Origin of the sequence: Arthrobacter sp. BE255 (genome assembly GCF_031457335.1) — a bacterium.
GTDB lineage: Bacteria > Actinomycetota > Actinomycetes > Actinomycetales > Micrococcaceae > Arthrobacter.
On sequence record NZ_JAVDWK010000013.1, the window covers coordinates 20,938 to 34,421 of the forward strand.

Sequence of the window (13,484 nt, forward strand, 5' to 3'; positions counted from 1 at the left end):
ATGACCAAAAGCGCCGACACGCACTGCCCTTACTGCGCCCTGCAGTGCGCCATGACGCTCAAGTCTCCAGCGGAACTGACCCCGGCTTCCGAGCCGGGGTCAGTCCCCGTGCCCGCCGATGCCGCTGAACTGGCCTCCGCCACAGGTCCCGTCCTGGAAGTCAGCGGCCGGGACTTCCCCACCAACCGCGGGGGCCTGTGCCGCAAGGGCTGGACCTCGGCAACCCTCCTGAACCACCCCGGACGCGTCACCGAGCCGCTCCTCAAGGGCGACGACGGGATCCACCGTCCCATCGGCTGGGACCAGGCACTTGCCCTGGTCACCAAAGCCGTGAAGGACACCCGCGCCCGCTACGGGAAGGACGCCGTCGGCGTTTTCGGCGGCGGCGGCCTCACCAACGAAAAGGCCTACATGCTGGGCAAGTTCGCCCGCCTGGCCCTCGGCACCTCCCGCATCGACTACAACGGCCGCTTCTGCATGTCATCCGCGGCTGCCGCAGGCATGCGTGCCTTCGGCGTTGACCGCGGGCTCCCCTTCCCGCTTGAGGCCCTGGACAGCGCCAGCACCATCATGATGCTGGGCTCCAACGTTGCCGAAACAATGCCCCCGTTCGTCCAGCACCTCAAGGGCGCCCGCGACGCCGGTGGCCTGATCATTGTTGATCCCCGCCGTTCCGCGACAGCCAACTTCACCTCCGACGGCGGCGGCATCCACCTCCAGCCCCTGCCGGGCACGGACCTGACCCTCCTGCTGGGCCTCTCGCACGTGGTCATCCACGAGGGCCTGGCCGACGCCGCCTTCATCGCTGAGCGCACGTCCGGCTACAACGCTGTGGTCCGCAGCGTGAACTCCTTCTGGCCCGAACGCGTCCAGTCCATCACCGGAGTTCCGGCGGAGCTCATCCGCGAAACCGCCCGGAGGCTCGCCGACGGCGCACGCAAGGGCGGCAGCTACATCCTCACCGGCCGTGGCGTGGAACAGCACGTCGACGGCACGGACACCGCCACCGCCGCGATCAACCTGAGCCTCCTCCTGGGCCTGCCCGGCTCGCTCCGCAGCGGCTACGGCACCCTCACCGGACAGGGCAACGGCCAGGGCGGCCGCGAGCACGGCCAGAAGGCCGACCAGCTCCCCGGCTACCGGAAGATCACCGACCCCGCCGCCCGCGCCCACATGGCCGGCGTCTGGGGTGTCCCGGAGGAAACCATTCCCGGCCCCGGCCTCCCCGCGGTCCAGCTCCTCAAGTCTCTTGGACAGCCCGACGGCGTCCGCTGCCTCTTTGTCCACGCCTCCAACATCGCCGTGGCCTCCCCCGATGCGAACTCGGTCATCGCCGGGCTCCGCAGTCTGGACTTCCTCGTGGTCTGCGACTTCTTTATGTCCGAGACCGCAGCCGAGGCTGACCTCATCCTGCCCGTCCTGCAGTGGGCCGAGGAGGAGGGCACCCTGACCAACCTGGAAGGACGCATCCTGCGCCGCCGCCGTGCCCTGCAGCCGCCCGCCGGTGCCCGCAGCGAGCTCTGGATCATGGCCCGGCTGGCCGAGGCCCTCGAGGCGCCGTCCACCTACAGCGAGGACCCGGAAACGGTGTTCGAGGAGCTCCGGCTCGCCTCCGCCGGCGGCCTGGCCGACTACTCCGGCATCGACTACGCCATGCTGGACCGGGGCGAGGCCGCCTACTGGCCGTACCCCGCGGGCAGCACCGGCACGCCGCGGCTGTTCCTGGACGCGTTCGCGCACGCCGACGGCAAGGCGGTCATGACCCCGGTGACTCCGCGCCGCCGTCGTACCCCCGAGGCCAATCCTGACCCGGCGGCAAAGACCATGACCCTCATCACCGGCCGCCTCCTGGAGCACTACCAGTCCGGCGCGCAGACCCGGAGGGTGTCCGAGCTGCTGGCCAGCCAGCCCGAAGCAAAAGTCCAGATCCATCCGGCCGCCGCGGCTTCGATGGGCATCGCCGAGGGTTCCTTCGTCTCGGTGGCCAACGAACGCGGACGTGTGGTCTGCCGGGCCGAGCTCAGCACGGCGATCCGCCCGGAAACGGTGTTCCTGCCGTTCCACTTCCCCGAACTCGAAAGCGCCAACCGGCTGACCGAAGCCGCTACGGACCCCATCTCCGGGATGCCCGAATTCAAGTTCAACAAGGTCTGGGTCCGGCTGGCCGCCGACCAGGCCCCGAACCAGCCCCAGACCAGTGTTCTTCAGACGACGGAGGCCTCATGAGTGAGCAGATTGTCATTGTCGGTTTTGGCCCCGTGGCCGCGCGCCTGATCGATGAACTGATGCCGGCAGTCCGCGAAGGACACGTCAGCCTGACGGTGGTGGGCGAGGAATCCGAGGCCGCCTACAACCGCGTGCTTGTTGCCGACCTGGGCGTAGGACGCACCACGGCAGATGCGCTGGCCCTGTCCGACGCCCAGGCCCTGGCCGCGGAGGGGGTGGACGTCCGCCTCGGCGTGAAGGTCCGCCGCGTCGACCGTGCCCGCCAGCAGGTGGTCCTCACCGACGGAACGTCCGCACACTACGAGCGCCTGGTGTTCGCCACCGGCTCGCGTCCGGTCATTCCCAACCTCACCGGCATCAACCCCGACCCCACCTCCCCCGTGCTCCCTGCCGGAGTCACCGCGCTCCGCGACCTCCGGGACGCAGAGGTGCTCCGCCAGGCGGTCGACGGCGGCAAGCGCGTAGTGGTGCTGGGCGGCGGCGTGCTGGGCCTCGAAACGGCCCTGGCGGCGGCTGAGGAAGGTGCCACCGTGACGGTGGTGCACAACGGTCCGCATCCCCTGGGCCGCAACATCGACCGCGGCGGCGGTGCAGTCCTTGCTGCCAGCCTGCGCCAGTGCGGTGTCCGGATGGCCGGGAACGCCCGCTCCACGGGCGTGGAGCACAACGCGCCCGACGGCGGCTTCTCGGCGCTGCTGCTCGACGACGGTTCTGCAATCGACGGCGACCTCCTGGTCATCTCATGCGGCGTGCGGCCCCGGACGGAGCTGGCCGAAGGCAGCGGCCTCTCCACCGGCACCGGAATCCTGGTGGACCACCGGCTCCGCGCGCACCACGAACCCCACATCTTCGCGATCGGCGACTGCGCCGAGGTCCGCTGCCCGGATCCGGCCTGTGCCGAATGCCGCACGGCGAAGGGCCCGTCAGGCCTGGTGGGCCCGGGCTGGCGGCAGGCCGAATGGCTCGCCGAATACCTCACCCTGCTCGCCACAGGCACGCAGGAGGCAGCCGACACCCTGCAGGAGCTGCCACAGGAGCAGGCCGGGATCATTGTGCTTAAGGCGCGCGGCATGAATATGGCGGTGGCCGGCAACAACGGCGCCGATCCCTGGGACGAGGATGCCCTCACCGCGGGAGCCGTGAACGGCCGCCCCCGCCTTCAGATCGCCCAGTGGGCGGATCCGGAACACGGACGCTACGTCAAGATGACTACCCGCGGCGGAGTGCTGGAAGGCCTCGTGGCGGTGGGCATGCCCCGGACCGCAGCGGAACTGGTCGGGCTGTTCGAGCGCGGCGCGGAGCTGCCGGCCGACCGTTCGCTGCTGCTCCGCCTGGACGGTCCTGACCAGCTGGCAGCGTCCGGCCCGGCAGATCCGGCGGGCACTGTGTGCCGCTGCGCCGGAGTCAGCGGGACCAAGATCCAGGGTGCTGTGGAGGACGGCTGCTCCACGGTGGCCGAAGTCTCCAAGGCAACCCGCGCCGGGACCGGCTGCGGCGGCTGCCACGAGGACATCAAGGGGCTCATCGAAAAACACTTCCAGGCGGCTGCCGCCGCCTGACATTTCCGACCGGTGATTGAGCCCGTGCACCCGTGATTCAGCCCGAGGGAGTCCCGGCGATGACGCATGGCCTGCGGCTTTAGGCAGGCCATTTGCGCGGGTTGTTCCCAACGCGGTGCGCTGTCAGTAGACTCACCGCACGGGCCCTGGCCCGTAGGTAGCAGACCTGCGCTGGGCAGTGTCACGGTTTGCACCAATTTGCAGCGTCTGCCACCGTTCTCCGGGCAGAACGACACACCTGATGACCCTGTTGAAGGCGGACGTGTCCAGTCTTACGGCCAGATCATCAGGAACGCCGGCATTGGTCCTGCGCAAATGAAGGCGGCGGGCGAAGCGCCGGGGATACTCTGCAACGGCCACAAGTTCCCTTATCCTGAGGCCTTCCCACCACCGGCTCCGTGACGTTTAGTTGGCCCCCGGTCTCGGGGCCAACTCAATCCCGTCCGGGCCTAAGCCGGTGCCTTGGGAATCATGATCCACAGCGCGATGTAGACCAGCTCGCCGATTCCCACCAGGCCAAAGATCACAAAACCGAGCCTGACCAGGAACTTCGGCAGGCCGAACCTTGCTGCCAGGGCGGCGCAGACGCCGCCGATGATTTTCCCGCTGCGCGGACGCTCCAGAGCTGCTGTCATGCCGCCACGCTACAGCGATCCTCCGAGGCCCACCAGCCCAGGGGTCCTACATGTGGACGTGCAGGCGCCGGGCGGCTTCGGAGATGGAGCCGCTCAGCGACGGGTACACGGTAAAGGTGCTTGCAACGTCGTCGACGTGGAGCTTCTGGGTGACCGCCAGGGAGATGGCGAAGATCAGCTCGGACGCGTTCGGCCCCACCACAACACCGCCAATCACTGTGCCGGAGCCCTTGCGTGCAAAGATCTTGACGAAGCCGTCCTTGTGGTTGCGCATCTTGGCGCGGGCATTGCTCTTGAGCGAGAGCTTGACAATGTCGCCCTGGTACTTGCCGGACTGGATCTCGGCCTCGGAGACGCCCACATTCGCGATCTCGGGTGAGGTGAAGATGTTGGACGCCACCTGGTGCAGCTTGAGCGGCATAACGCTGTCGCCCAGGAAATGGGCGATCGCGATCCTGCCCTGCATGGCTGCCACCGATGCCAACGCGAGCACGCCGGTGCAGTCGCCGGCTGCGTAGATGTTCGGCGCGGTGGTGCGCGAGACGCCGTCAACCTTGATGTGGCCGCTCTCGGTGAGGGCCACGCCCGCTTCCTCCAGGCCGATGCCTGCGGTGTTGGGGATGGACCCGACGCAGACCAGGCAGTGGCTGCCGGTGACCTTGGACCCGTCGCCCAGGGTGACCACCACGCCGTCGTCGGTCCGTTCCACGGTCTCGGCGCGGGCGCGGGACAGGACCCGGACGCCGCGGCGTTCGAAGACTTCCTCCAGCACCTCGGCGGCGTCGGTGTCCGAACCGGGGAGCACCCGGTCACGGCTGGAAATGAGCGTGACCTTGGAGCCCAGGCCGTTGTAGGCGGACGCGAATTCGGCACCGGTCACACCGGACCCCACCACAATGAGTTCCTCGGGGAGCTCGTCGAGGTTGTAGATCTGGGCCCAGTTCAGGATGCGTTCGCCGTCCGGCCGCGCGGTGGGCAGTTCGCGCGGGTGCGCACCCACGGCCAGCAGGATGGTGTCCGCCTCGACAATTTCCGTGCCGTCCGCGGTCAGGACTTCGATGGTGTGGTTGTCAACGAGCTTGCCCGAGCCCAGCAGGATGCGGACGTTCTGGTGTTCCAGCCCGGTGGAGATGTCGCGGGACTGCTGGCGCGCCAGGCCCAGCAGGCGGTCATTGATGTGCTTGAGGTCCGCGCGCATGGCAGGCACGAAGTCTCCGCCGTCGACGTCGAACTTCACTCCCAGCTCCCCCGCCTCGCCGACGCGGGTCATCAGGTCCGCCGTCGCGATCAGGGTCTTGGAAGGCACGACGTCGGTGAGCACGGCAGAGCCACCCAGGCCGGCACGTTCGATGATGGTGACCTGCGCCCCCAGCGAGGCAGCGACCATGGCGGCTTCGTATCCGCCCGGGCCACCTCCGAGGATTGCGATCCGGGGTGAGCTGAAATCAGGATGCGTAGTCACAAACAACCATTCTCCCGCATGGGGCGCCGCACCACCAATAAACAGCCGTGGCCATGGCGCCGGTCACCAGCACCCGTGACGCTGTGCACAGGAGCAACGGCACGATAACTTGTACCAGTGAGTAATACAGACTTCCTGAACACTGACCCGTTTGCCGCCGCCCGGGCCGCCGCCGACTACATCGCCGGGGAAACAGGCGTGGACCGCCACGACGTCGCCCTTGTCCTGGGCTCGGGGTGGGGCCAGGCCGCCGACCTGATCGGCGACACCACCGCCACGCTGTCCGCGGACGAGGTTCCCGGTTTCCACGCCCCTGCGGTGGAAGGCCACGTGGGCACCATCCGCTCGGTACTCACCAAGGAAGGAAAGCGGGCGCTGGTGCTGGGCGCGCGCACACACTTCTATGAGGGCAAAGGCGTCCGCGCCGTCGTCCACGGCGTCCGCACGGCAGCCGCCGCCGGCTGCAGGACCCTGGTCCTCACCAACGGCTGCGGCGGCCTCAACGAAGCCTGGGCACCGGGCACCCCGGTGCTCATCAAAGATCACATAAACCTCACCGCCGCCTCCCCGCTGGAGGGTGCCACGTTTGTTGACCTGACAGATCTTTACTCATCCCGCATCCGCGGACTGGCCCGCGAGGTCGATTCTTCCCTGGATGAGGGTGTCTATGCGCAGTTCACCGGGCCGCACTACGAAACCCCGGCCGAGGTGCAGTACGCCAAACGGATCGGCGCGGACCTGGTGGGCATGTCCACCGCGTTGGAGGCCATCGCCGGCCGCCACGCGGGCATGGAGGTATTCGGCATCTCACTGGTCACCAACCTCGCGGCCGGCATCAGCCCCGCCCCGCTGAGCCACCAGGAAGTCCTCGAGTCCGGCCAGGCCGCCGGACCGCGCATCTCCAAACTCCTCGCGGAGATCATCGCCAGGCTGTAGCCGGCCGGCCGGTCAGGTCCGGGTGCCCATCAGCTGGCTGACCGTGTCCTCACGGGCCTCAGGGAACCGGCGTTCAATGGATTCTGCGATCCCGGCGATGGTCTGCCGGGAAAGCTCGGTACGCCAGGTGACCTCGGCGTGCCGCATGGTCTGCGAAATCAGGCAGCTCCGTGCGTAGTCGGCGTCCATCTCGCCACCGGGCGCGTCCTTCAGGATGCCCTCACACCTGAAAGCGTCCTCGTTTCCCTCGATGGCGAGGTATACGTCAAGGACCGAGATCCGGTCTGATCGGCGTGCCAGCCGGAAGCCGCCCCTCGGACCGGACACGGATATCAGGATGCCGGCGCGGACCAGGGCCTGGAGCTGCTTGTTAAGGTAGGCGGCCGGGAGTTTGTAGAACTCAGCCAGCCGCGCGCTGCTGACAGCCTCCCCCAAGGGGGTCCAGGACATGTTGACGCAGCTGTGCAGCGCCCACTCCACGCCCTCCCCCATCTTCATATTCGCGACACTACTTGTCCAGAAAATTTACTTCAAGGATTTCCGCGGTTTTCCGGGGCCGCCCATGCGGACAAAGTGGGTGTTCGGGAAGTCTTCGGCGAGCAATGACGATAGCGTTATGCCCATGATGTCCACCGATGCCGAGTCCATCCTCTTCAGCCAAGCCCGCGACTGGGCGGCCCAGGATCCGGATTCCGCCACGTCCGCAGCCCTGTCTGAACTGGTCCGGCAGGCCGAAAGCGGAGTCGGCGCGGCCCGGCAGGAACTTGCTGACAGCTTCAATGGCACCCTGCAGTTTGGCACCGCGGGACTGCGCGCGGCACTCGGCCCGGGACCAAACCGGATGAACCGTGTGGTGGTCCGCCGTGCCGCGGCAGGCCTGGCGGCCTTCCTCAGCGACGCCGTGGGCCACGCTTCCCCGGGAACCCGGCCGCGCGCCGTCGTCGGCTACGACGCCCGGCACAACTCCGATATTTTTGCGGAGGAAACAGCGGCGATCTTCACCGCCGCCGGTTTTGAGACGTTCCTGATGCCCTCCGCACTGCCGACGCCGCTGCTGGCGTATGCCGTGCGGGCACTGGACTGCGACGGCGGGGTGATGGTCACCGCCAGCCACAATCCGCCCCAGGACAACGGCTACAAGGTCTACCTCGGCCGCCACGCCGTGGAGGAAAGCGGGCGGGGCGCCCAGATTGTGGCACCCTACGACGCCGGAATCGCGGCGCGGATCGACGCCGTCGGACCGTTGGAATCCATCCCCCTGGCCCCGGACGGCTGGACCGTGCTGGACCCGTCCATTGCCGCTGACTACCAGCGCGCGACGGCGGCACTCGCCGATCCCGCACGCTTTCCGTCCCGGGACCTGCGGATCGTCCTGACGCCCATGCACGGCGTCGGCGGCAAAACAGCAGTGGCCGTCCTGAACGAGGCGGGCTTCTCCGACGTCACCCTGGTGGCCGAACAGGCCGATCCCGACCCCGAGTTCCCTACGGTGAGTTTCCCGAACCCGGAGGAGCCCGGTGCCCTGGACCTGGCGCTTGAGGCAGCAGTCCGGGTGGATGCCGATATTGTCCTGGCCAACGATCCCGATGCCGACCGTGCGGCGGTCGCTGCCAAGGATCCGGACACGGACGCCTGGCGCATGCTCCGCGGTGATGAGGTGGGGGCGCTGCTGGGCGCACACATTGTGGCCCGGCTTGCGGCCGGCGGTGAGGAAAAGCCCGACGGCGTCCTCGCCAATTCGGTCGTTTCCTCACGTCTGCTGTCCCGCATCGCCGCCGCGGCCGGGTACGCGCACGAGGAAACGCTGACGGGATTCAAGTGGATTTCCCGTGTTCCGGGACTGCTGTACGGCTACGAAGAGGCCCTGGGTTATTGTGTTGCCCCTGACCTGGTCCGGGACAAGGACGGCATCTCGGCAGCAGTGCTGATCGCGGAGCTCGCAGCCACTGCCAAAGCGGGCGGCAAAACCATCTTCGACACCCTGGATGAGCTCTATCTTCAGCACGGGCTGCACGCGAGCGACCAGCTGAGCATCAGGGTGGCAGACCTGGGCCTGCTGGATGCCATGATGAACCGGCTCCGGGTCAGCCCGCCGGATTCCTTCGGTTCCTCGGCGGTGGAAACCTTCGTGGACCTCGCTGAGGGCACCGAGCACCTGCCGCCCACGGACGGCCTGCTGTACGTGACCCGTGACCAGACCAGGGTGATCATCCGTCCCAGCGGCACCGAGCCAAAGCTCAAGTGCTACCTGGAAGTTATCAAGGGTGTGGAGTCCGCCGCGGAACTCCCCGAGGCACGCCAAGCCGCACGCGCCGCCCTGGACCAGGTGCTCGGCGACGTGCGGGAGGCCCTCGGCCTCTAGCGGTTGCTAGAGCTCGATTTCGATGAAGCCGTCGGTGATGCGGGTGTTGAACGTGTCCAGCCGCAGCTCAGCCACTCCAAAGCACTCGCCTGTTTCCAGGTCGTAGACCTCTTTGTGCAGGGGTGAGGCGATCGTGGGGCGGGTGCCGCGTGAGCCGAGGATGCCGCGGGCCATCACGTGGGCGCCGGTGGCGGGGTCCTCGTGGGCTACCGCAAAAATTTCGCTGGGGCCGGTGCGGAAGAGTGCGACCTGGCGGCCCGCGATGAGTGCTGCCTCGCCCCAGGACAGTTCCAGTTCCTCCACGGCGCAGACGCGGTGCCAGCCGGTGGCGGTGTCAGTTTCTGTGGCGAGTGCCCCAAGTTCCAGTGTTGCCGTCATGTCGGCTCCTCTCCCTGTGCTTGCTTGGCCACCTGTATGGCCGTACTAACAAGCTAGGCGTCGGGTGTTTCACGGGCATGCGCTGAATGTGTCCGGCGCGTAAAAGAGAACTCACCCGGTCGGAAATGCGTTCGTGATGCAGAAGTTAAGTTCACGAAACAAATGGGAAACTGAAGCGAAACTGCGGGTACCTAGTCTGGATGGACAAGCTGCAGAGCACCGTCTGCGGCCCATGCGAAAGGCCCACAGTGACCGAACAGACTTCAAGCACAGAGACTCCGCGCCGCATCGTCGTCGCCGGCGGCGGCCCGGCGGCCCACCGTTTTGCGGACGCAATGCATGCCCGCGGCCTCGAAGGCTGGCATGTCACGGTCCTCACTGAGGAAGCCCACCTCCCCTACGACCGCGTGGCGCTGAGCAAGGCCCTGACCGTCATGGACTACGACCTCACCCTGGGCGAGGCGTCCATGTGGGACCACGAAGCCCTGTCCCTGAAGACCGGCGAGCGCGTCGTCAAGATCAACGCCGAGGCCAAGTCCGTGGAGACCGCGGCCGGCAATACCTTTGAATACGACCACCTCGTGGTCGCGACTGGTTCGAATGCCGCCCGCCTGCCGATCCCCGGCGCCGAGCACACGCACGTTTACCGCACGCTCGAAGACGTCTGGGCCATCAACAAGGCCATTGCCGAACTCACGGAGAAGCTCGGCCGCCAGGTCAACGCGGTCACCATCGGCGGTGGCCTCCTCGGGCTCGAGTCCGCGGCCGGCACGGAGCAGCTTGGCGCCAACCCGATCGTCATCGACGGTTCGCAGTGGCTGATGGCCACCCAGCTCGATGAGGGCGCCGGCCAGGCAATGGGCCGGCTCATCAAGGCCAAGGGCTTCGAAGTCCACGGCGGCGTCTTCCCCTCCGAAGTACTGTCCGACGACGACGGCCAGGTCACCGGCGTCCTCATGGCCGACGGCCGCATCATCGACGCTGACCTTGTCATCGTCGCGATCGGTGTCCGGCCGCGCGACGAGCTCTTCCGCGCCGCAGAGGGCGAAGAGCAGGTCTTCTCGCTGGGCCAGCGCGGCGGCGTGGTCATCAACGACTACTGCGCCACCGAAGTCGACGGAATCTGGGCCATCGGTGAAGTGGCCAACTTCGGCGGCATGTGCCTGGGCCTGGTTGCCCCCGCCAACACCATGGCGGAGATCGTCGCCGACCGCCTCCACGGCGGAGAGGCCACCTTCCCGGGCTTCGACACCGCCACCAAGCTCAAGCTGTCCGGCGTCGACGTTGCCAGCTTCGGTGACGCATTCGCCAAGACCGAGCACGCCCTCGAAATCGTCTACGCCGACCCGGCCCGCGGCGTCTACCAGAAGATCGTCACCACCGACGATGCCAAGACCCTCCTGGGCGGCATCTTCGTAGGCGACGCCACCCCCTACACCAGCCTGCGCCCGCTCCTGGGCCGCGAGCTCAGCGCCGAGCCCGGCGCGTACCTCACGGCGGCCGGCGGCGGCGACGCCCCGGACACCGAACTCCCGGACGACGCCATCCTGTGTTCCTGCAACAACGTGTCCGCCGGAACCATCCGCGACACCGTCAACGGCTGCGGCGCCTGCGACGGCAACGCCCCCGTGCAGGAACTGGGCGAGCTCAAGGGCTGCACCCGCGCCGGCACCAGCTGCGGCTCCTGTGTCCCGATGCTCAAGAAGCTGCTGGAAACGGAGCTCACCAAGTCCGGCGTCGAGGTCTCCAAGGCCCTCTGCGAACACATTGAGCTCTCCCGCCAGGACCTGTTCGACGCCATCCGCGTCCTGGGCCTGACCTCCTTCGAAGAGATCATGGCCAAGTACGGCACCGGTGCAGGCTGCGACATCTGCAAGCCGACCATCGCCAACATCCTGGCCAGCCAGAACAGCGCCTACGTCCTGGACGCCGGCCGCGGCACCCTGCAGGACACCAACGACCGCGCCCTCGCCAACATGCAGAAGGACGGCACCTACTCGGTGGTCCCCCGCATCGCCGGCGGCGAAATCACCCCGAAGAAGCTCGGCGTCATCGCCGCCGTGGCCGAGAAGTACAACCTGTACACCAAGATCACCGGCGGCCAGCGCATCGACATGTTCGGTGCCCGGCTGGAGGAACTCCCGGAAATCTGGAAGGAACTGGTGGACGCCGGCTTCGAATCCGGCCAGGCCTACGGCAAGAGCCTGCGCACGGTGAAGTCCTGCGTCGGTTCCACCTGGTGCCGGTTCGGTGTCCAGGACTCGGTGGCCATGGCCATCCAGCTCGAGCTCCGCTACCGCGGCCTCCGCAGTCCGCACAAGCTGAAGATGGGCGTCTCCGGCTGTGCCCGCGAATGCGCTGAGGCCCGCGGCAAGGATGTTGGCGTGATCGCCACCGCCGACGGCTGGAACCTGTACGTCGGCGGCAACGGCGGTGCCACCCCCGCCCACGCCCAGCTCCTGGCCAAGGACCTCGACGACGAGACGCTGATCAAGTACATCGACCGCTACTTCATGTACTACATCCGCACCGCAGACCGTTTGCAGCGCACCGCACGCTGGCAGGAAGAGCTCGACGGCGGCATCAAGCACGTTGAGGACGTCGTGGTCAAGGACACCCTGGGCATCGCCGAGGACCTCGAGGCTGCCATGGCCAAGCACGTCGACACCTACGTCGATGAGTGGGCCGACACCCTGAAGGACCCCGAGCGCCTGCGCCGGTTCCGCTCCTTCGTCAACGCGCCCGACCAGAAGGACGACTCCATCACCTTTGTTTCGGACGAGCGTGGCCAGATGCGCCCCGCAACCCCGGAGGAAAAAGGCAAGGTCCTGATCGGCGCTTCCATCCCCATGAGGCCCCGCGACGAGAACGAGGTATAGGCATGCAGCTCAGCATTGATCTCACCGGCCGCGAGGTCCTGGTCACCGGCTCGGACCACGCCGCACGCCAGGCGGTCCGCCGCTACGAGGCCGCCGGCGCCGTCGTCTACCGCCTCAGCACCCCGCAGGGTGCCGGCCATGACGGCCCGCTGCCCGAGCGTCCCTTCCTGGTCGCAGCCGTCGACGACGGCCAGCCGGGCTGGGAGTCACTGCTCGAGCGGTGCCGCGCAACAGGCATCCCGGTGGCAACCGAACCGGCTGCCGGCCCCGTAGGCCACGTCACCCTGGTGGGTGGCGGCCCCGGAACGACCGAGCTGCTGACGGTCGCCGCCATGAAAGCCCTCCGCGACGCGGACGTGGTGTTCTATGACCGGCTGGCTCCTTACCAGGAACTGCCGTCCATGACCTCGGCCGAACTGGTCGATGTGGGCAAGAAGCCGGGCCATCACAAGGTGGGCCAGTCAGACATCGAAAAGCTGATGGTCGCGTCCGCGCTGGAAGGTAACAACGTGGTCCGGCTCAAGGGCGGCGATCCGTATGTCTTCGGCCGCGGCGGCGAAGAAGTGGCCGCCTGCGTGGCAGCCGGCGTCAAGGTCCGCGTCATCTCGGGTGTCACCAGCGCCATCTCCGTCCCGGCTGCTGCCGGGATCCCGGTGACCCACCGCGAAGTCAGCCACATGTTCACTGTCGTCTCCGGCCACGCGCCGCTGACGGAGAAGGAACACAAGCACCTCGCCGGACTCGGCGGCACCATTGTGGTGCTGATGGGCATCGGAACCCTGCACCAGCTCGCCGCCGGGCTCCGCAAGGCCGGGATGCGGCCCGACATGCCGATGGCCGTCGTCGAACGCGGCTACCGCCCCGGACAGCGGACCACCATCGCGGACCTGGGCACCATCACCTCCGCCGCTGCCGGTTGCAGCAACCCCGCCGTGCTCGTCATCGGCGAGGTGGTTCGGGTGGCTGAGGCCAACCGTGGGCATGCTGAGGCCGCCGCCGACCTGGACAGGCTGGCGGCCTCGCTGCTCGGTTCATGAAAGGATTGAA

Annotated in this window: 10 protein-coding genes; 6 read left to right on the forward strand and 4 right to left on the reverse strand. The window is 67.7% G+C overall.

Annotation, left to right across the window (positions count from 1 at the left end; genetic code table 11):
• Both J2X42_RS19075 and J2X42_RS19080 read left to right on the forward strand, forming a co-directional pair.
• Complete coding sequence (locus J2X42_RS19075) at positions 1–2,226, forward strand: molybdopterin oxidoreductase family protein (protein ID WP_310167460.1); 2,226 nt, start codon at positions 1–3, stop codon at positions 2,224–2,226.
• The gene (locus tag J2X42_RS19080) at positions 2,223–3,785 is read left to right on the forward strand and encodes an FAD-dependent oxidoreductase (protein WP_310167461.1); all 1,563 of its coding nucleotides are present in this window, start codon (positions 2,223–2,225) and stop codon (positions 3,783–3,785) included. The genes J2X42_RS19075 and J2X42_RS19080 overlap by 4 nt, the downstream gene beginning before the upstream one ends.
• 449 nt (positions 3,786–4,234) lie before the next feature.
• Here the strand turns inward: J2X42_RS19080 and J2X42_RS19085 are convergent, their stop codons facing one another.
• Positions 4,235–4,420 carry a PspC domain-containing protein gene (locus J2X42_RS19085; protein WP_310167462.1) on the reverse strand — a complete coding sequence of 62 codons (186 nt, stop codon included), beginning with the start codon at positions 4,418–4,420 and terminating at the stop codon, positions 4,235–4,237.
• Positions 4,421–4,466: 46 nt separating this feature from the next.
• Positions 4,467–5,882: an NAD(P)H-quinone dehydrogenase gene (locus J2X42_RS19090; RefSeq protein WP_310167463.1), complete on the reverse strand. Its 1,416-nt coding sequence runs from the start codon at positions 5,880–5,882 to the stop codon at positions 4,467–4,469.
• Positions 5,883–5,999: 117 nt separating this feature from the next.
• Here J2X42_RS19090 and J2X42_RS19095 point away from each other — a divergent pair, with 117 nt between their 5' ends.
• Entirely contained in the window at positions 6,000–6,818 is an 819-nt protein-coding gene (locus J2X42_RS19095; protein ID WP_310167464.1) for a purine-nucleoside phosphorylase, read from the forward strand.
• A gap of 12 nt (positions 6,819–6,830) precedes the next feature.
• Here J2X42_RS19095 and J2X42_RS19100 read toward each other — a convergent pair whose 3' ends face one another.
• Positions 6,831–7,316, reverse strand: a complete 486-nt coding sequence (locus tag J2X42_RS19100) for an Rrf2 family transcriptional regulator (RefSeq protein ID WP_310167465.1) — start codon at positions 7,314–7,316, stop codon at positions 6,831–6,833.
• Between the two features lie 118 nt (positions 7,317–7,434).
• Between J2X42_RS19100 and J2X42_RS19105 the strand changes: the two genes are divergently transcribed.
• Positions 7,435–9,180, forward strand: coding sequence for a phospho-sugar mutase (locus J2X42_RS19105; RefSeq protein ID WP_396134114.1), 1,746 nt, complete (start codon positions 7,435–7,437; stop codon positions 9,178–9,180).
• A gap of 6 nt (positions 9,181–9,186) precedes the next feature.
• Here the strand turns inward: J2X42_RS19105 and nirD are convergent, their stop codons facing one another.
• Positions 9,187–9,558 carry a nitrite reductase small subunit NirD gene (gene nirD, locus J2X42_RS19110; protein ID WP_131132607.1) on the reverse strand — a complete coding sequence of 124 codons (372 nt, stop codon included), beginning with the start codon at positions 9,556–9,558 and terminating at the stop codon, positions 9,187–9,189.
• A gap of 248 nt (positions 9,559–9,806) precedes the next feature.
• Between nirD and nirB the strand changes: the two genes are divergently transcribed.
• Together nirB and cobA are read left to right on the forward strand one after the other, a co-directional pair.
• On the forward strand, positions 9,807–12,437 hold the full coding sequence (gene nirB / locus J2X42_RS19115) for a nitrite reductase large subunit NirB (RefSeq protein WP_310167467.1): 2,631 nt from the start codon (positions 9,807–9,809) through the stop codon (positions 12,435–12,437).
• 2 nt (positions 12,438–12,439) lie between these two features.
• Complete coding sequence (gene cobA / locus J2X42_RS19120; protein ID WP_310167469.1) at positions 12,440–13,474, forward strand: uroporphyrinogen-III C-methyltransferase; 1,035 nt, start codon at positions 12,440–12,442, stop codon at positions 13,472–13,474.
• Positions 13,475–13,484 lie beyond the last annotated feature (10 nt).

Coding starts and splice junctions, on each gene's coding strand:
- J2X42_RS19075 (WP_310167460.1), top strand. CDS start 1: ATGACCAAAAGCGCCGACACGCACTGCCCTTACTGCGCCCTGCAGTGC.
- J2X42_RS19080 (WP_310167461.1), top strand. CDS start 2,223: ATGAGTGAGCAGATTGTCATTGTCGGTTTTGGCCCCGTGGCCGCGCGC.
- J2X42_RS19085 (WP_310167462.1), bottom strand. CDS start 4,420: ATGACAGCAGCTCTGGAGCGTCCGCGCAGCGGGAAAATCATCGGCGGC.
- J2X42_RS19100 (WP_310167465.1), bottom strand. CDS start 7,316: ATGAAGATGGGGGAGGGCGTGGAGTGGGCGCTGCACAGCTGCGTCAAC.
- J2X42_RS19105 (WP_396134114.1), top strand. CDS start 7,435: ATGCCCATGATGTCCACCGATGCCGAGTCCATCCTCTTCAGCCAAGCC.
- nirD (WP_131132607.1), bottom strand. CDS start 9,558: ATGACGGCAACACTGGAACTTGGGGCACTCGCCACAGAAACTGACACC.
- cobA (WP_310167469.1), top strand. CDS start 12,440: ATGCAGCTCAGCATTGATCTCACCGGCCGCGAGGTCCTGGTCACCGGC.